Annotated in this window: 15 protein-coding genes; 10 read left to right on the plus strand and 5 right to left on the minus strand. The window is 37.1% G+C overall.

The genetic code is table 11. The features are described from left to right. Positions 1–245: 245 nt before the first annotated feature. From Q0E86_RS08280 to Q0E86_RS08295, 4 genes are read right to left on the minus strand one after another with little or no spacing between them, the layout of a single operon-like run. Complete coding sequence (locus Q0E86_RS08280) at positions 246–1,841, minus strand: ATP-binding protein (protein WP_295756081.1); 1,596 nt, start codon at positions 1,839–1,841, stop codon at positions 246–248. Between the two features lie 12 nt (positions 1,842–1,853). After that, positions 1,854–4,007, minus strand: coding sequence for a transposase family protein (locus tag Q0E86_RS08285; RefSeq protein WP_295756084.1), 2,154 nt, complete (start codon positions 4,005–4,007; stop codon positions 1,854–1,856). After that, positions 4,004–4,690 carry a TnsA endonuclease N-terminal domain-containing protein gene (locus tag Q0E86_RS08290; protein ID WP_270490270.1) on the minus strand — a complete coding sequence of 229 codons (687 nt, stop codon included), beginning with the start codon at positions 4,688–4,690 and terminating at the stop codon, positions 4,004–4,006. The genes Q0E86_RS08285 and Q0E86_RS08290 overlap by 4 nt, the downstream gene beginning before the upstream one ends. Further along, complete coding sequence (locus Q0E86_RS08295; protein ID WP_295756088.1) at positions 4,644–5,558, minus strand: TniQ family protein; 915 nt, start codon at positions 5,556–5,558, stop codon at positions 4,644–4,646. Before Q0E86_RS08295 ends, Q0E86_RS08290 begins: the two co-directional genes overlap by 47 nt. A 164-nt stretch (positions 5,559–5,722) precedes the next feature. On the opposite strand from Q0E86_RS08295, the gene Q0E86_RS08300 reads away from it, so the two are divergent. Both Q0E86_RS08300 and Q0E86_RS08305 read left to right on the plus strand, forming a co-directional pair. Further along, positions 5,723–6,955 (plus strand): hypothetical protein, encoded by a 1,233-nt coding sequence (locus tag Q0E86_RS08300; protein ID WP_295756092.1) that lies wholly within the window; start codon positions 5,723–5,725, stop codon positions 6,953–6,955. After that, on the plus strand, positions 6,948–7,166 hold the full coding sequence (locus Q0E86_RS08305) for a hypothetical protein (RefSeq protein ID WP_295756095.1): 219 nt from the start codon (positions 6,948–6,950) through the stop codon (positions 7,164–7,166). The genes Q0E86_RS08300 and Q0E86_RS08305 overlap by 8 nt, the downstream gene beginning before the upstream one ends. Positions 7,167–7,348: 182 nt before the next feature. Here Q0E86_RS08305 and Q0E86_RS08310 read toward each other — a convergent pair whose 3' ends face one another. Continuing rightward, entirely contained in the window at positions 7,349–7,669 is a 321-nt protein-coding gene (locus Q0E86_RS08310; protein ID WP_295756097.1) for a hypothetical protein, read from the minus strand. 418 nt (positions 7,670–8,087) lie between these two features. Between Q0E86_RS08310 and Q0E86_RS08315 the strand changes: the two genes are divergently transcribed. From Q0E86_RS08315 to Q0E86_RS08350, 8 genes are all read left to right on the plus strand, one after another. Then, positions 8,088–9,653 (plus strand): type I restriction-modification system subunit M, encoded by a 1,566-nt coding sequence (locus tag Q0E86_RS08315; RefSeq protein WP_295756099.1) that lies wholly within the window; start codon positions 8,088–8,090, stop codon positions 9,651–9,653. A 1-nt stretch (position 9,654) separates the two neighbouring features. Beyond that, positions 9,655–10,338: a hypothetical protein gene (locus Q0E86_RS08320; RefSeq protein WP_295756102.1), complete on the plus strand. Its 684-nt coding sequence runs from the start codon at positions 9,655–9,657 to the stop codon at positions 10,336–10,338. Then, on the plus strand, positions 10,322–10,981 hold the full coding sequence (locus tag Q0E86_RS08325; protein WP_295756104.1) for a restriction endonuclease subunit S: 660 nt from the start codon (positions 10,322–10,324) through the stop codon (positions 10,979–10,981). Before Q0E86_RS08320 ends, Q0E86_RS08325 begins: the two co-directional genes overlap by 17 nt. Continuing rightward, positions 10,981–12,204, plus strand: coding sequence for a restriction endonuclease subunit S (locus Q0E86_RS08330; protein WP_295756106.1), 1,224 nt, complete (start codon positions 10,981–10,983; stop codon positions 12,202–12,204). The genes Q0E86_RS08325 and Q0E86_RS08330 overlap by 1 nt, the downstream gene beginning before the upstream one ends. A gap of 1 nt (position 12,205) precedes the next feature. Beyond that, on the plus strand, positions 12,206–15,376 hold the full coding sequence (locus tag Q0E86_RS08335) for a type I restriction endonuclease subunit R (protein ID WP_295756109.1): 3,171 nt from the start codon (positions 12,206–12,208) through the stop codon (positions 15,374–15,376). After that, the gene (locus Q0E86_RS08340) at positions 15,360–15,521 is read left to right on the plus strand and encodes a ribbon-helix-helix protein, CopG family (RefSeq protein WP_295756112.1); all 162 of its coding nucleotides are present in this window, start codon (positions 15,360–15,362) and stop codon (positions 15,519–15,521) included. The genes Q0E86_RS08335 and Q0E86_RS08340 overlap by 17 nt, the downstream gene beginning before the upstream one ends. 71 nt (positions 15,522–15,592) lie before the next feature. Next, the gene (locus Q0E86_RS08345) at positions 15,593–16,252 is read left to right on the plus strand and encodes a hypothetical protein (protein ID WP_295756115.1); all 660 of its coding nucleotides are present in this window, start codon (positions 15,593–15,595) and stop codon (positions 16,250–16,252) included. A gap of 697 nt (positions 16,253–16,949) precedes the next feature. Then, positions 16,950–18,455, plus strand: coding sequence for a DUF6273 domain-containing protein (locus tag Q0E86_RS08350; RefSeq protein WP_295756117.1), 1,506 nt, complete (start codon positions 16,950–16,952; stop codon positions 18,453–18,455). The last annotated feature ends 281 nt before the right edge of the window (positions 18,456–18,736 follow it).

Here is an 18,736-nt window from a genome sequence, read left to right on the forward strand (position 1 = left end):
ACGTGCATATAGAAACTAAGCCGTGCATTTAGCAAATTCTGCCCGCAGGTCGATGTTAAACTAAGCCGTGCATTTAGCGAGACAGAACACAAACCGTTAAACTAAAAACGGGTAATACACACTTGAAACGGTGAAACTAAGAACGGGTAACGTAGTCTAGAATTAGACTAAAAAGATTCCTTCTCGTGTTTGTTTAGAGTATTCTCTGAGTAAACAAAAAAGCAAAGAAACATTGAGTCTCTTTGTTATGTGTTATCTAACGAGATGTAATCACAGATGTTCTTCGATAAAGGTTTGCTTTTTGGAACAGCCTTTTTCTTCTTTGGACGTGGATTTCCCATAAGAATATCAAGAGTTCCTCGAGCAATCTCATCAACACGTCGTTGTCGACTGCCTTCTTCAGAAAGAATTTCTTTGACGGCTCTTGTAATATCGTCTGAACTGTACTCTGGATGAAGTGGACGAATCATGTTCAATACTTGTTTTGTCACCTTGCTTTCATAAGCCAGATTACCGATGTTGACTTTAGGCATCTCAAATTCATTTTTGTCGAGTGCAGCATTTTGCATGATTTCTCTATCAGCTTCTTCTTCGAGTTTTGACTGATTTACGAAATCAATAGAGTTTTTAAGTTGCTTGAAGTGTTTGTCGTTGATACGATGGATGAATTTTTTGTCGATTGTCTCAGCCTTGCCTTTCGACTTGCTGTCAAGGTATTCAATCATGATCCATTTGTATAGCCAGATAAGCTGGTTGATGATGCCACCTGTACATTCATAGAGCGTATCAGCCAGTTCTTTCGACCATTCAATCGGCGTATCGACCCATTGCCAAATCAGAAGCAGTTTCACCAGATAGTTGAAATATTCTCGGTCCGACGTATACGCAGAGGCATCAATAAGGTCGCCAGTTCTACGTGCGTTTCGAAGTTTAGCAAACAGCTTTTGATAAGCCTCATCCGTTCCAACGACACTTAAAGCCACCTTTGTCTTGTTGACGATACCAAGAAGACCTTCGTAGCTGTTTTCCTTGTTGGAATTGAAATTGATAAGCTGAATCTCATCAAGAACGATAGTTCCAATTGAGAACATTTCGATAAGCTGGCAGACTTTTAATTGTTTATCTGCTAAGCTTCTACACTTTCTAGAAATCATCAACTCGTATTCAGGTTCAGGATTGCCTAAAGCACTGTCGATAGCTTCTCCAATCTGTCGATACAGAGTGGCAAAGTTACTGTTTGGCATACAGCTTACAACCAGATATGTGATTTGAGGAAGTGTTTCGCCGACACTCGGATGATGCATGATAACCTGCGGAATATTCTCAAACAACTGTTTAAGAGATGAAGATTTCCCACAACCCGAGAATCCAAGAAGGGCAAAGCCAGAAGGAGCGCTGTCCTCGATTTTGCCTTTCATGCGAATCATACTGCCTCGAGTCTTTCGACCTAGAAACTCTTTATCTTCCCAGATATAGCTTTTACGAAGCATGTATGAGCTGACGATTACATCGTAATCAATAAACTCAAGCTGTCTTTGAAACGCCAAAGGAAGTCTTAAACGTTTCAGGCTCAGTACAGTTTCCTTTTGTTCGTTTATCGTCATTGTTGCCAGCTTCTGAACGTCGACTTCAGGAATCGGCACCATATAAGCATTTACAAGGCTTCCCTCGTCACGTGGACGAGGTAAAGCCTCAATGAATGGATTGCCGACAAAATCTTCATTGGCCGATCTTACATACTTTGCATCGACTGGACCAATGCGATGACATTCTTCATACGTGTACTGGTTTTCATCACTGCCTACATCTTCATATTTGTAGATCCAGTTTAATTCTTGCATAAAATCACCTCCCTACATCTTTTTGCTCATCTTTTCAAGAACTTCGTTGAGTGAAAGGTTCGAAATATCTTCCTTTGGCTGAGCTTCTGGCTCAGGCAGTGCTTTTGTTTCCAAAGTAATTGCAGGAGGACTTTCTTTTGTATCAAGACGAGAACCCATTGAGTTCTGTTCCATGAAGCTGATGCTTTCATCTTTACGATTCTGACGAATATTCTTTGTCTTACCTGAATCAGAGACAGTATACTTACCAGCTTCCAATGCATTGTCGATGGCCGCCTGAAGACTCATACGTTCTGCACATCGAATTTCCTGCTCATTCTGGTCAAGCTCATGGATAAGTTCATTTTTACGAGTCTTGTACTCTTCGTAGCACTTTAAAGGTTTACCATCAAAATCACTGTTTCCATTGCGGTACGGATTCAGTCTAGCCTTAACGATACGATTGTCGTTGATGTACCATAAGGAACCAACATCACGTTCATCAAGGCGACAGTTCAAAGGAGTAGATGAACGCAGACTTGATTTCGTAATAAGTTCTCCAAGCCATGCGTCTTCTGCCATATAATACAAACCGTTCCATTCGATGCCTTTACGAGTAATGCTCGCTTTGACTTCTCTACGAAGTGTGTATTCAAACTGGTCAAGGTTCGTAATCGGTTTTGGAGCTCCATACAGTTCACAGCCGTATTTCCAGATTTCCAAAGGTACTGGATGAACTCCACGCTGTATCATATCCTTTGTTAAAGGGTAATCCTTCAAAACACGCATGTTGTGAGCAATTGTCTGGTTGATTACAAAGACCCAGATGTCTTCCAATGTAAGAACAGCATTCTTATGATGATTGGAATCATGGCGTTTCGTAATAAGCCCCTTGCCTTCCAAAAGGTCATTCTGGAAAGAATGATACTGGTGAAACAGCTGTTCGACCTGACCTTTTAAAGAACCCATAGCTGGTGGAGTCAACTCCAAAGTGATGTTCAGTTCGTTACAGATACGTTTTACTTCATAGGAACGATACTCAACACCTCGGTCACTTCGGATTCGATTTGGAAGCACGTTGATATCCCATAGGCCATCTTTGATTTCAAGACCAAAGCGTCTGCAAAGCTGTTTGTTATCTTCACCAAGGTTCAAAAGACAGTTGGTGAATCCAAGAACAGAGTTATTATCCAAAGAAACGGATATAGCCGTAATCATACGGGAATAGACATCCACCATTGCATGCACGATTGGACGACCAACAACTTTGGAAGGGTCGATTTCACTGATAAGCGATACATCCATTTCCACTTCGTCCATTTCGAATAAATCTCCAGGACCTTTTACGTTGTAAAGATTGTCTGAAATCAAAGCACGATTGTCATTTCTGTATTCACGTTTTGAAGTCTTGCTGATTTGGCGTTGCTTCTCCGTAGTGTTGTTACGAATATAGTTGACCATCTGATTTATTGTAGGGCGGTGGTCAATTGGCATCAGCTGATTCTGAATCATGACTCCATCTTTTGTTTGAAGTTCCTGCCGAATCATGAAATATTTCGTACACATCCAGTCATATGTAGTTGTGTATGACTTTTCTCTGCCGGATAGATAGTGCTTACAGCAGTCGTCGAAGATTTCACGAAGTTCATTCGTTAAAGGAACTCCAGCAGTAAACAAAGGTGGACGCCCTGTTTTCAAGGAATATTCCATTCCCACTTTGCTCTTCTTGCCCTGCTGTGGAAGAAGTGCATATGGGTCAAGCCCGCTCATAAGGTACTTTTTCAGAACATAAAAGACAGTTCTTGTAGAAACGCTGTATTTCTTAGCCAGATCCTCAATAGCAGGTTTTGGCTTCCTTGTGGCAATATCAAAGTAGCATGGACCATATCTTTCGCTCAGCGTATCAACGATTTCTTTATTTCGAACATAGATATCACGATCTGTATCCGACAGAGCTCTGCTGTCGAATACATGTTCGCATTTAGCCTTACGAATCGCAAGCTCCTTTTTATCGACCATTTCAAGAATCGTTTCATCAAACCATTCTAGGATATCAACCTTGTCATCACGTTCATTCATTAAAATCGTGACGGAATAGTTCCCGTTGCGATAAATGACTCGGTAGTTTTCATCAAGCTCCATAATGTGCAGTATAGAACCGACTTTTAATTCAAGAATTTCCATCATTTTGCATTACCTCCTTCAAGTTCAGGAAGTACATCACGATATACTTCCAGCAGATATCTAAAGTTCAATGGTTCGGATTCCATATCCACCTTGATTTTCTTTGTCGCAATCAGATGTTTAAGAAGCGACATCTCATCAAAGACAGAAGATCTGTCATAAAACGCACACACTAAACGAATGTTTTCAGCGAAGACCACATTCATATCATCTTTATAGACGATTTCAAATGGAACGTGTGCAAGCTTTTCCCAGTAGAACTTTTCTACCATCAGTTTTTCACGAGTTCGTTTCTTGTTGAGTACATTCCGTGAAACCTTGACACTGAACACCTTTTCGGAACCATTCTTATAAGTAACGTAAAAGTCAGATGTCATGTATGAGTAGCGACTACCTGGATGTTTGATGCCAAAATCATCGCAAATCTCAAGAGTCTGTTCCAGATCCAAAGGGTACTGCTCTCGGATGTCAACAACATTGTCATCCCATCTAAGGATATGCCAGTAATACTTTTCGCCCTGAGACAGGAGCTCAACAGTTCGACCTGTTTTCCAGTCTTTAGGAGTGGAGCAAGTACCACTGCTGTTGAGTTCTCTAGCTTGAATCCAAGGCTTGTAAGAGGCTCCTGAACCTTGTCCTCTACCATTTTTTATTTTTTGCTCGTTTTTTGATCTTGCGTCGTACATTTTTGATTCTTCTCCTTTGTCTTCTTGCTTTGTATTTGTTTTCGTTCTTGATATGAATGATTGTATGTCCGTTAGGCACTTTCTTCATTTCAAAACCGACCATCGTATCGTAGCTGATATTGTTAAAAAAACGCTGATAACGAGCCGGATCTTTAAAAATAGCTTTCAACAACTTCTCCTTTTGGTCGCCGGTCAGATATTCAACCGTGCTTTTCCAAAGAATGTTGGCAGCAAGGAAAGGTACTTCACCATCGTAACCAGGAATCAGAGCCTCATCGACGTGGTCGACATCCAGATTCTTATCCTTTAGCAACGTATCCAGCTGATACTTGACCATTCGGTAATAAAGAGAAGCTCTGGAATAACATTTGCCGTACATACGCTTTTCACGGTCCGTTTCGTATGAGCCTTTAACAGGTGTGTAGTCTGTTTCTTCAAGAACAGGCTTTCGAAGTGCATCCTCTTTAACACGAGCTAGATTGCATCCGTGCTTCCAGCATGTGAATGTTCCAGGATACTGGTGCTGAAAGTGATAGACCACTCCACCATTCTTTTCCAAGTCTTCCTTCAGACATTCAGGACAGACATACACGTGATGTTCTTCATTCAATACAGGGATAAGCTTTCTTTGTTCTCTAAGCTCATTCGTATAAAGTGTTACACATGTCGTAACCCAATCACTTTTTGGCAGTTGAGCAATAATCAGCTTAAAATAATCGACATGACGAGTAACTCTTCGAGTTCCAGACGTAATACCAAGCGACTGTAGCATATCGTCGATATCGGTATATCCATTGGCGACAGCCATACGAGCCATCCAGCTTGTTGGAAGTTCGTCGACTTCCGGTAAAAAAGTTGTCAGTAACATAGTTCATTCCTCCATTCGTTACCTGTGAGAGACTTTTTCGTCCCATCTGACAAACTCATTGTAAACCAAGAATTTTTAAACTTGATTTTTTGCAAAAAGAAGTGGTTTGTACTTGTGAAAACGCTGAGAACTGATATGATAGTTATAGGTAAGGATGAACATATATGCGTATAAAAATAAAAGCACTGGACGATATTGAATTCGTCAGTGCCAGACTGGACATAGAGAATGCAACGATTCATATTGAAGCAATAAATCTTCTTGATCTTACAGGTAAGGACTGTATTCATGAAAACTGCTCGGGTGGAAAATACATTGCACATGGATACTCAACTTCTGTTTACGAGGACCTTCATGTAGATGGTTATCGAGTTCTGATTCATTTGAAGTCACGAAGAGCCATTTGTTCTGCCTGTGGTTCAGTAGACGTACTTAAACCCGCCTGCTTGCATCGAGAAATCACATCAGACAGGAATCTAGATCCATTGTTAGGCAACCATAGAATGACGAACCGATATCTGGATTGGATAGAATATCTAATATTCAAGTACGGCATAAAAGATACTTCTGAAATGACTGGCATCAAACCACGCAGGCTGTATTATATCCGAGAAGCCTATGATAAAAGAGATGAAGACATCCATTTTGAAGACAGAACTATCGTTGTAGCAAAATCACGTCATAACCGTCGTAACCTGTATCTGATAATAGACACTATGTATAACGACAGACTGCTGAATTATTTCATTTCACAGAAATCATCCTATGAATACGTAAAAAGATTGAAACAACAGAAACCTGAAATCAAATATCTGATTATTCCAGAAACCTTCAAGTTTAAAAGCCAGCTGGAAACCCTCTTTGGTGCAGAAAATGTAAAAACGGACTTCCGTTCTTTGCAACCGATGATCACAACCTGCTGTTTCAATTCCTACAGAAGAGAAAGATATCAGTATGACTCAGAAACAATTGGATCAATGTCAATCGAGGAAGAAGAACGATTGTTCAGAACGCCTAGAAACCAGCTATCAAACGACGACCAGATAAACTTGGAAGCCCTGCTGGATAATAACGCCGACTTCCATGAGTACTATTTTCTACAACACGAATACTGGTATCCATTGGATGACAAGATCTCTCTTGATGCAAAAAGCATAGATAGAATTGGGTGCGAAAGACCTCCTGTATTCCGCAATAAGAAGCCGTACAAACAAAGGTCGAGCATCGAAACAACTATTGACACTTTGGCAAAAGAAGTCATGGAAGACATGGCAAATAATGAACGCAAAGAGTACACATTATATAAGATGAAAAAGCTAAAGGACTTCGATAAAGAAGCACCTGATTTTGAACCAATCATCTCCTTAAACGTGGATCAGGAGGATACCTATGAATAAATTTAATCTTGGTGATATCGTCTATTTCATAGCTAACGGATACCATATTCGAGAAGCTACGGTAATTAGGGCTGGTTCAGGTTTCTGCACGATAAAGTTCAATGACAACGAAACTCCAGCAGGAACCAGAGTCAGAGAATCCAAGTTATTTTCAACTAAGCAAGAAGCCGAAGTTGTAGTTGGAAAAACACATAATACACTGCTATACTAGGTTTTGTTGGATGAGCCATAAATCATAAACATCAATAAATCAAAATCATCCAACCTTTTTATTCCATGAGCTGGCATTCAACCCTTTCTGCCAGCTCTTTTTGTGTCTTCCCAATTAGAAATCGAGCACAAAAAAAAGAGACACTCTAAGTGAATGTCTCAAGATTCAATTCCTATACGATTTTACTTTTCACATTTTACTTCTTTAATTCCATACTCATGGATTATATTCTCAGGAGCATTGGAATCAGCAGGATATAGTATTCCAGAAGCCGCATACTCATATTGTTCTAATTGCAATACCGCTGGATCAAAAGGTTTAACATCTACGTTGTATTCAGCGTAAATATTGTCTTCATCTGCAATCAAATCTGCTTTTATACATTCATCAATTTCGTCAGCAGCATCATCTATTGTTTCTCCGTATGCAACACCAATTAATTCATGTTGGCTCACATTTTCTTCTAAATGTTTTAAAGATCTAAAAATCTCATATCTGTTCATGTATCTTTTCCTCTTATCTTCTTATTCATGAGTATAGCATCACACCTGTTTTCAGACAAGAATCAGGAAAAGTTCTTATTTTAACGAAAATCTCCAAGTATTTCGGACAAAATTTCGAGCAATACGGACATTTTTTCGACCCTACCTTTATTTTTGACGATTTATAAGCATACATTTCATCAAAATAAGTCATTTTCTCAAGCAAAAAACATTTCTTTTTGTATTCAGGATGAAGATTTGTCCTAGTTTGTGCTTCTACCTCGAAAATTTGTACGTATTTGATTCTCTTATGTCGTCGTAAGCATTCAAAAAGACTCTTATGATGACAAAATCACTAAGTCGTCAGCTACACTCCGCTACACGAAAATGGTATACTGTAAGTAGAGGTTATATTTTCGAATATTTATGGAGGATTAATATGGCAGTAGATACTAAAAAAGAACAAGAACGTGAAGAGCTGCATAGAGCCATCTGGGCTATTGCAGACGAATTACGTGGTGCAGTTGATGGATGGGATTTCAAGAATTATGTACTTGGAACGATGTTCTATCGTTATATTTCAGAAAAACTAGCAGATTATATTAATAAAGGTGAAGAAGAAGCTGGAAACACAGGATTCAAGTTTGAAGAAATGTCAGATTCTGACGCAGAAGAAGCTCGTGAAGGCTTGATTCAGGAGCAAGGTTTCTTTATTCTTCCAAGTGAATTGTTCTGTAACGTAGTAAAGCGTTGTGAAAATGACGAGAATTTGAACGAAACACTTGAGACAGTATTCAGACACATTGAAGAATCGGCCCAAGGAAGTGCTTCTGAGAATGATTTTAAAGGGTTGTTTGATGATTTTGATGTGAATAATAACAAATTAGGTAATACCGTAGCTAAGCGTAATGAACGTCTTTGCAAATTGTTGAATGGAATCAACAATATGAAGCTAGGTTCTGTAAGTAATCATGATATTGACGCTTTTGGTGATGCATATGAATACCTAATGTCTATGTATGCAAGTAATGCAGGCAAAAGCGGTGGCGAGTACTATACACCTGGAGAGGTGTCCATTTTACTTTCAAAACTTGGTACTGTCGGCAAGAAAACAGTCAATAAAGTTTATGATCCAGCCTGTGGTTCTGGCTCTTTGCTTTTAAAAGCAGTAGATGTTTTAGGTGAAGGTGCAGTTACAAATGGATTTTATGGTCAGGAAATTAATGTAACAACATACAACTTATGTCGAATCAACATGTTTTTACATGGAATCGGGTTTGACAAATTCAATATCCAATGTGACGATACATTAACAAATCCTCAACACTGGGATGATGAACCATTTGAATTGATTGTTTCGAATTATCCATATTCCATAAAATGGAAAGGTGACGACGACGCAACATTAATCAATGACCCTCGTTTTGCCCCAGCTGGTGTTTTAGCCCCTAAATCGAAAGCAGATATGGCATTTATCATGCATTCACTATCATGGTTAGCACCAAATGGTGCAGCTGCTGTAGTATGCTTCCCTGGAATCATGTACAGAGGTGGTGCTGAACAGAAGATTCGTAAGTATTTAGTAGAAAACAACTTTGTAGACGCAATCATTCAGCTTCCTGGAAACCTATTCTTTGGAACATCAATTGCAACATGCATCATGGTTATGCGTAAAGGCAAAACAGACAATAACGTATTATTTATTGATGCTTCTAAGGAATGTATCAAGGTTACAAACAATAACAAGTTAACTGATGAGAATATTAATCACATTGTTGATGCATACACAAAACGTGAAGAAGTAGAGCATTTCGTACATGTGGCTAATTTAGATGAAATCAAAGAAAATAACTACAATTTATCTGTATCTACTTATGTAGAACCAGAAGATACAACCGAAAAGGTTGATATCAAAGTGTTGAATCAGCAGATTAAGGAAATCGTAGCAAAACAAGAAGTCTTAAGAACTGAAATTGATAAGATTATTGCTGAGATTGAAGGATAATATGATTTCAAAAATTAAAGGCTTTAATCACTTAAAAGGTGGTTTAAACAAACAATGGCCCATCAAAAAAGACATTAGTTATGCTTATCAATGTGATGTAATGCAAAAAATCGGGTACACAATAAATGATTTAAATGATTTGCTTGATAATATTGATAAAACGTCACAAAAAGATGTTGTTTATATTGTGATGTTAGCTTCATGGATTCAGGAAGCTGTCAAATCATTGTTTGCTTGTTATCCAAAAGAAATATGTAAAAATTTCGCTTATGCAGATGAGGATTTATTAAATGAGGGAAGACAATATCTGGAGGCTATTAGATCATTTATATGTGCCCATCCATTAAAGACAAACAGACATCCAGAATATGGATTTGATGGTACAGAAATTTGTGTGGATATTCGATTCGAAACAAAAATGTCATTAATGTTTGGAATTGATAAACATCGCTATATTGATTTTGATGGCATACATGATGGTAAAAATGATAAAAGTGACTTTTATTTGTATTGTTATTCAAAAAAAAGTAAAAAGAAATTAGAATTTGCAAATTACATTGGATGTAGTTATTCAGATATATACAAAGTTGCTGACTTATACATAAAGAAAGTAATATGTTTTGATGGTTACTTAAACAAATTAAAAAGAAAGGAGTTTCTAAAGCAAAATGAACAAATTAGATGAATTGATTCAAGAATTGTGTCCAGATGGTGTTGAGTATAAATCCTTTGGAGATTGTGCGAAAATTGTCAGAGGAGCTTCTCCTCGCCCAATTAAAAACTTTATTACAACAGAGCCAGATGGTGTTAATTGGATTAAAATTGGTGATGTTAAACCAGGAGAAAAATATATTACATCTTCAGCTGAAAAAATCACATTAGATGGAGCGAAAAAATCTAGACCTGTTAAAAAAGGTGATTTTATTCTTTCAAATTCCATGAGTTTTGGTCGACCATATATATTAAAAATTGACGGCTGTGTTCATGATGGTTGGCTTGCAATTAGTGAATTCTCGGATTCATATGTGTCGGATTTTTTATACTATTTGCTTAGTTCTAATATGTGCCAAAACCAAATGAAAAAGAAAGCTTCTTTTGGTGGTGCTGTTCAAAATTTGAATGCAGATATTGTGCGTGAATTAAGCTTACCTGTACCGCCACTAGAAGTTCAACAAGAAATCGTCTACCTTCTAGACGACTTCACAGCAAAAACAGCAGAACTTCTAGAAGAATTAAATAGAGAATATGAAGCTCGTAAAAAGCAATATGAATATTATCGAGATAAATTATTAACATTCAAAGATTTGTCAATTAAGGAGACTATGTAATGAATAAGTTGCAAGAGCTGATTCAAACACTATGTCCAGGCGGTATTGAATATAAAGAATTGCAAGAAATTTGTCATTATTCTAAGAACCGCATTAATGCGTCTGAAGTTGATAATACCACTTATGTTGGTGTTGAAAATTTGTTACAAAACAAGCAAGGGAAAACATTGGCAAGCAGTGTTCCAACCACAGGGAATGTTATTCGATTTGATATAGGAGATATTTTAATTGGAAACATTCGTCCATACTTAAAGAAAATATGGCTTTCAGATTGTGTAGGTGGAACTAATGGTGATGTATTGGTTGTCCAGATTAATGATCGAAAAATAATTATTCCTGAATTCTTGTATTATGTTCTGTCTTCCGATGCCTTTTTCTCTTATGATATGCTTTATTCAAAAGGAGCAAAAATGCCTAGAGGGAACAAGGTTGCAGTTATGCAGTATAGAATTCCAATTCCACCAATGGAAATTCAACAAGAAATCGTTCGTCTTCTAGACGACTTCACAGCAAAAACAGCAGAACTTCAAGATAAACTCAACGAAGAACTGGAAGCTCGTAAGAAACAATATGAATATTATAGAGATGCTATACTTAATGGAGATAAAAATGCTGAAACTGTTAAGTTAGGAGATGTATGTGACTTCGTTCGTGGTCCATTTGGCGGAGCATTAAAAAAAGATTCATTTGTTTCTAGTGGATATGCCGTATATGAACAACAACACGCTATTTATCAAAATACTAATATACGGTATTTCATAGACAGCGAAAAATATAACGATTTAATTCGGTTTAAAGTTAGTCCAAATGATATTATAGTCAGTTGCTCTGGCACTATAGGAAAAACTTATATTATCCCCAACGATGCTCCTAAAGGCATTATAAATCAAGCTTTGTTAAAGCTAACAGCTCATGATTGTTTAAATGTTAGATATCTTCAATACATATTCGAAAACAATCTTGTAAAGATAATGAACAACAATGCTAGAGGTGGAGCTATTAAAAATGTGCCTTCAGTTAAAGAATTGAAAAACATTGAGATACAACTACCATCTAATGATACTCAAGACAGAATAATTAATATTTTAGATAATTTAGAATCTACTTGTGATAATCTGCAAACAAACATTTCTGTTGAATTCGAATCCCGACAAAAACAATACGAATTCTATCGAGATAAGCTTTTGACATTCAAAGAATTAAACGAATCAGAGGTGAACTAATATGCCATATTTTAATATCGTAGCAGAAACAAGTGAGAATACAGTCGTAGCCGGATATGAGCCTGTAAAACGTAAAGCAGACTCGTATCAGTCTGAGGCTGACCTTGAGAAAGAATTCATTCGTATCCTTGGTGAACAGGGATACGAGTACCTTCCTATCCATACGGAAGATGATCTAATCAAAAATCTAAGGACAAAGCTTGAACAATTGAACCATTATAGCTTCACTGATGATGAATGGGATAGATTCTTTAAAAACAGTATTGCAAATCCGAATGATCATATCGTTGAAAAAACGAGAAAGATTCAAGAAGATAACGTGCAGGTGTTGATTCGTGATGATGGCTCAAGTAAGAATATTACTTTGATTGATAAAAAACAAGTACATAACAATCGACTTCAGGTCATAAACCAGTATGAAGTCAAACAGGAAGACGGAGCCAGACATGATAATCGTTACGATGTAACGGTGCTGGTTAACGGCTTCCCTTTGGTACATATAGAGCTTAAACGTCGTGGAGTTCCAATTCGTGAAGCTTTCAATCAAATCAATAGATACCAGAGAGACTCCTTCTGGACAGGTTCTGGACTGTTCGAATACGTGCAGATATTCGTCATATCGAATGGAACAAACACAAAGTACTACTCAAACAGTACACGCTTCAATGCCATCAAGGATGCCAATTCTAGAAATACACGCAGAGAAAAAACAAGCAACTCCTTTGAATTTACATCATTCTGGGCAGATGCGGATAATCATATCATCCCAGACTTGATTGACTTCACAAAAACATTCTTTGCTAAGCATACATTGCTGAATATTATAACGAAATACTGTGTCTTCACAGCTGAAGACATGCTGTTGGTCATGCGACCTTATCAGATTACGGCAACAGAAAGAATTCTGAACCGTATCGAAATCGCAAACAATTATAAAAAATATGGAACAATTGCTGGAGGCGGCTATATTTGGCATACTACAGGATCTGGTAAGACTCTGACTAGCTTCAAGACGGCTCGTTTGGCGTGTCAGCTCGATTACATCGACAAAGTTCTATTCGTTGTAGACCGTAAGGATTTGGACTACCAGACGATGAAGGAGTACGACCGTTTTGAGAAAGGTTGTGCCAACTCAAACAGCAATACAAATGTATTAAAGAAGCAGCTGGAAGATGATAATGCACATATCATCATCACAACGATTCAGAAGTTGTCTACCTTTATCAAGAAATACAAAGGGCATCCTGTCTTTGATAAGCATGTAGTTATCATCTTTGATGAGTGTCATAGAAGCCAGTTTGGAGATATGCACTCAGCTATTGTAAAAAGCTTTAAGAAATATCACTTGTTTGGCTTTACAGGAACGCCTATCTTTCCTGCCAATGCAGGAGCCGTGCGAAATGCCCAGTTTGTCACTACAGAGCAGACATTTGGAGACCAGCTACATGCCTACACAATCGTAGATGCTATCAATGATAAGAATGTGCTTCCATTCCGTGTTGATTACATCAAGACAATGGATATCAACGCCGATATTGATGATGAAGAAGTATGGAATATCGACCGTAAGAAAGCTTTCGAAGCTCCAGAGCGAATCACACTTGTAACAAAGTACATTTTGGACCATTTCGACCAAAAAACGTATCGTGGAGACAAGTCCTATATCTACAGCCAGCTTATGAATGTCTCTGAGGTTGCTTCAGCATCTCAAGGCAAAGTGGAAGAAATCAAGAAGAAACAAAGAGTCAGCGGATTTAACAGTATCTTTGCGGTCTCTTCTGTGGATATGGCGAAGAAATATTATATGGAATTTAAAAAGCAGATGGAAGAAGACCCAACTAAAAAGCTTAAGATAGCAATCATCTTCAGTTACGGAGCTAATGAAGCTGAGATTGATGACGGAAATGGAATCATTGATGATGAGAATCCTGAAGATACATCTAAGCTAGACCAGAGTGCCAGAGACTTCTTAGATATGGCAATCATGGATTACAATCAAATGTTCCATACAGCCTACTCTACAGACTCTGATAAATTCCAAAACTATTATAAAGACGTATCATTGCGTATGAAAAATAAGGAACTAGACTTGCTTATCGTAGTCAATAAGTTCCTAACAGGTTTCGATGCAACTACGTTAAATACATTATGGGTCGACAAGAACCTGAAGATGCATGGATTGATTCAGGCATTCTCTCGTACCAATCGAATCTTAAACAGCGTAAAAACGTTTGGAAATATCGTATGCTTCAGAAATCTTCAGAAACGAGTAGACGCTGCTATCTCCTTGTTTGGTGATAAGCAGGCGGGTGGAATCGTTCTTCTAAGAAAATTCAATGATTACTATTATGGTTTCACTACAGAAGATGGTAAGGATAAACCTGGATATGTAGATATGATCAAACAGTTGCAGGAAAAATATCCATTAACAGACCCTCAAATCATCGGTGAAAAGAACCAAGTTGAATTCATCAAATTATTCGGAGCAATTCTGAAGATGAGAAATCTTCTTTCTTCATTCGATGAGTTTGCGGATAAAGAACTGCTGAATCCTAGAGATTTACAGGACTATTCAGGACGCTATCAGGATTTGTATGCTGAATGGAAAGAAAAGAATAAACAAGATGTTAAGGATGTTACCGAGGATATTGTCTTTGAAGTCGAACTCGTAAAGCAGATTGAAATCAATATCGACTATATTCTGATGCTTGTTAAGAAATATAAGGACGAACATGGAGAAGATAAAGAACTTCTTGTTACCATCCAGAAAGCTGTTAAATCAAGTCCTGAGCTTAGAAGCAAAAAGAAGCTTATCGAGGACTTTATTGAAGAAGTCAACGAAATGGATGATGTCATTTCTGAATGGAACTCTTATGTTGCTAAGCAAAGAGAAGCAGATTTAGAAACAATGATTCAGGACGAAAGATTGAAGCCTGAAGAAACTCGTAAATTCTTGGAAAACTCATTCAAAGACGGAGAAATTAAGACTACTGGTACAGATATTGAAAAAATCCTTCCTCCAATTAGCCGATTCGGCGGAGGTGGAGCTCGTGCCAAGAAGAAAGAAACAGTCATTGATAAGCTAAAAGAATTCTTTGAAAAGTACTTTGGAATCGGTGGAAAAGTATCTTTTGTAAATGTGGAAGGTGATGAAAATGGCAAAACAGAATAAAGACTGGAAAGCTTTGAACATCAAGCTGGATAGAACTGTCTATGAACAGTTGGAAAAATACTGCGAAGAAATGGGACAAAGCAAAACTGTTGCTGTTGAACGTATTCTTTCAAAAGCATTTGACGAACATAACAAACAAAAATAGAATTATAGTATAAATGGACTGTTTCAAAGCAGTCCTTTACTATACATATTGTAAAATACAGGAGAAAGACAATGCATTTTGACCCAACGAATACCAAAGAATACAAAAAAGCATACGCTAAATTAGAAGCATTGAAGCAAGAAATGAGCGATGCACATGACAAGAATGAAACAGACAGAATGTATAAAATCGACGCAAAAATAGGCGACTATCTAGATGAGCTAAAAGCGTTACAACTCAAAATATACAAGAAACATGTGGCGAAAACGTTTAAAGCGGACGATGCATATATGGTCAGTCTAGACTCAAAATCAAAAACCATACAAATTCTGGATGATTTTTCGACATCAAAAAAAGAGTTTATGATGCTTAGAAACATATTCCTTATGGAAAGACACATGAAGTATTGTTCTTTAGTGGTGACTCAGGGATGTTCTGGACTTCGAATCGTAGATGACACTGATATTGTAATGAGCGGTTTAAAACTCGTTTCAGGAAAAGTGCTAAGCAACATCCCAGATAATGAAGCAAATGAAAGAGTGATGCCTCTAGTCAAGAGTCTTAAAAGAATCGATTATGATATGAATACTTTCGGAAAACCTCAAAAACTATACGTGTTTAAACGTCCTTATGTTCTTCATGGACAAACATCTGAAGACAGATTTGGATACGGATATGGAACACTGTATGGAGATACAACAGATTATATGATTGTTGGAGTCTACTTTTAGGCAGGAAATTGAGATGAGTTTGATTAATATTGTACTTGTGATTTTAATATGCATCGGCTTTCCTATGGCTTTCTCTAAAAAAAGACAGCTAAGAGTGTGTTCTCTTGGACTGGTGACTTTAGCGTTTCTGATTGATATGGTTAAATGTGCTGTTCAACACGACATAGAACAGACGTTTTGACAGGGTTTGTTGTGCTTCTATATTATTACGTGTATCGTAAAGCATCTAAGTTTAGTTAACCCATAAAACACATCGAAAAAAAGCAGGATTCTTGAAACGGAATCCTTTTATAATGTTTATAAATTTGTAATATATTGAATTTAGACACCTTTTTGAGTTGTCATAATATAATACACTTGCAACGTTCTTATCATGATAAACGGACAAAATCCAATCGATCTTTACTGCTCATTTACTGATTGTGTTGCGTAAGATTTTCTCAAATGGGTTTTCGCCGTTTTCAGTGATTGGTTTGTCATTAAATCGGTTATTCCTCTGGGAGTGATATAGAATTCACCACCGTCCTTTCTTTTTATCTTGTGAGAGCGTCCTCAGAGGAAACGAGACAATCCCTTTTCAATATCCATCTAGAAATAATCAGATGATACAGAACTTCATAGCATCGAATAATTAATGCATACTTTGTGTTTCCTTTTATGGTTAATTGTATAGTGTATACAAAAGAAGGAGGCATTTATGATAAACAAGAAAAAAGCGATTAAGAAATGTGTGTTGCCTTGTATTCTAAGCACAACCCTAGTTTCAACCGTAGTAACACCTATAAATGCAAGGGTAAATGAGACCTTCAATCCTGTTAGAAACCTACGATTCACATCTGAAGTAACAACAGGACAAACAGCCTCTAAAGATAAAACCAAATTAAACACAGATATCAAATACAGTAATGACAAGAGCACTGCGACGATGACTATAACATCTCCAGACGGATATAATCTGAGTCTTACAGATGAGTGTAAGGAATCGTATAAGAATTTTCTGGATAATGGAACGATTGTTCTACAGGATGAAAATACGAATACGATGTCTGTTACAACAAATATCAAAAGTATCTATCGTCTAGAAATAAACGTGAAAAACACAGACGACACTTTAGTGGAAACGCAAAACATAGATTTTCAAGCTTTGGATATTACCAGTGTTCAGAACGAGTCTTTACAGGAAGAATCAAATGTTGCCGATGTAAATTCAAGAACTACTTCTTCTGTTCAAACAAGTCACGACTCTCAATCAATGACAGTCAAATACACATCTCCAGGTTCCTACACGTGGTCGATTCCTTCTGAGATTGATCTGAATAATCAACAGAGTATGACCGTGTCAGCTACGAAAGTAAATGAAGAAGCAAATGCCAGTTTAAAAATTAGCGTTTCTTCTGAGAATGGTTTTAAGATGAAGTCGAGCACAGGACGGTCAGGTGCGTATAAGATTACGCAAGACGGTAAACAGATAGAAAACAATTCTCTTGTTCTTGAAACGACATCAACAGGAACTTCGTCAACTGACTTAAAATTCTTTGCTTATCCCGGCAACTTTATGACAGCTGACACATACAATGACACATTAACATTCAAAGCACAGAATGGATATGCTACGGGTACTGTATTAGAAGTTGAAAATTATAAATTGATTGTTATAAACCAAATAGAGAGCGATAAATATTTAGTTATATCTACTACAAGTATAGGTGATATTGTTTATAATTCTAAAAATCAGAACACTCAAAAGGGAAATAATACATATGAAAACAGTGAAATAGATAATTTTTTGGAGAAAAAATGGTACAACGATTTGCCGTTAAAGATGAAAGAAGCGATACAACTAGCTGAAATTAAACAGGTTGCATATTCAGCATGTGATGATATCACCAGCATAAAAGAAAATGGGTACGGAGACGAAAAATATAAAACGCTTAGTAGACACGTATATTTACCAAGTGTAGTGGATTTTAATGAATTAATAGATTTAAAAGATTCCACAAAAGTAAAAAGATATTTAAATGGGAATACAGCATGGACTAGAGATAGTTCTTTCCGCAACATAACCGAGGTAGTGTATTTGAGTACGTCAATAGGAGCACTTAATTGTATTGAATCTTTTTATCCACAAGGAACGTATCCCGCCTTCGTAATAGACCTCTCAAAAGTAGACGCAACAGTAGTCGACACCGTACACTACAAATAATCCTCATATATTATCAAAACTTTAAGACAGAACCAAACAAAAGGTTCTGTTTTTTTTAACCTTATTATGAATATCTTAGACTAGTTTTAGACTAAAAAGCCGTTTCAATTTAGTCATTATCTGGTTTAATTTAGTCATTTTTGTCAATATTTTCATGAAACTAAGAATTACGTTTACTTATTCGTGCTCAATAAAGCACAATAAAACAAAGAAACATTAAGTCTCTTTGTTCTTAGGCGTTCGAGATGTAATCACAGATATTCTTAGATGCAGGTGCTTTC

Origin of the sequence: uncultured Holdemanella sp. (assembly GCF_934754935.1) — a bacterium.
Taxonomy (GTDB): domain Bacteria; phylum Bacillota_I; class Bacilli_A; order Erysipelotrichales; family Erysipelotrichaceae; genus Holdemanella.

Coding starts and splice junctions, on each gene's coding strand:
- Q0E86_RS08335 (WP_295756109.1), top strand. CDS start 12,206: ATGCCATATTTTAATATCGTAGCAGAAACAAGTGAGAATACAGTCGTA.
- Q0E86_RS08320 (WP_295756102.1), top strand. CDS start 9,655: ATGATTTCAAAAATTAAAGGCTTTAATCACTTAAAAGGTGGTTTAAAC.
- Q0E86_RS08345 (WP_295756115.1), top strand. CDS start 15,593: ATGCATTTTGACCCAACGAATACCAAAGAATACAAAAAAGCATACGCT.
- Q0E86_RS08300 (WP_295756092.1), top strand. CDS start 5,723: ATGCGTATAAAAATAAAAGCACTGGACGATATTGAATTCGTCAGTGCC.
- Q0E86_RS08280 (WP_295756081.1), bottom strand. CDS start 1,841: ATGCAAGAATTAAACTGGATCTACAAATATGAAGATGTAGGCAGTGAT.
- Q0E86_RS08305 (WP_295756095.1), top strand. CDS start 6,948: ATGAATAAATTTAATCTTGGTGATATCGTCTATTTCATAGCTAACGGA.
- Q0E86_RS08315 (WP_295756099.1), top strand. CDS start 8,088: ATGGCAGTAGATACTAAAAAAGAACAAGAACGTGAAGAGCTGCATAGA.
- Q0E86_RS08295 (WP_295756088.1), bottom strand. CDS start 5,558: ATGTTACTGACAACTTTTTTACCGGAAGTCGACGAACTTCCAACAAGC.
- Q0E86_RS08340 (WP_295756112.1), top strand. CDS start 15,360: ATGGCAAAACAGAATAAAGACTGGAAAGCTTTGAACATCAAGCTGGAT.
- Q0E86_RS08310 (WP_295756097.1), bottom strand. CDS start 7,669: ATGAACAGATATGAGATTTTTAGATCTTTAAAACATTTAGAAGAAAAT.
- Q0E86_RS08330 (WP_295756106.1), top strand. CDS start 10,981: ATGAATAAGTTGCAAGAGCTGATTCAAACACTATGTCCAGGCGGTATT.
- Q0E86_RS08325 (WP_295756104.1), top strand. CDS start 10,322: ATGAACAAATTAGATGAATTGATTCAAGAATTGTGTCCAGATGGTGTT.
- Q0E86_RS08285 (WP_295756084.1), bottom strand. CDS start 4,007: ATGATGGAAATTCTTGAATTAAAAGTCGGTTCTATACTGCACATTATG.
- Q0E86_RS08290 (WP_270490270.1), bottom strand. CDS start 4,690: ATGTACGACGCAAGATCAAAAAACGAGCAAAAAATAAAAAATGGTAGA.
- Q0E86_RS08350 (WP_295756117.1), top strand. CDS start 16,950: ATGATAAACAAGAAAAAAGCGATTAAGAAATGTGTGTTGCCTTGTATT.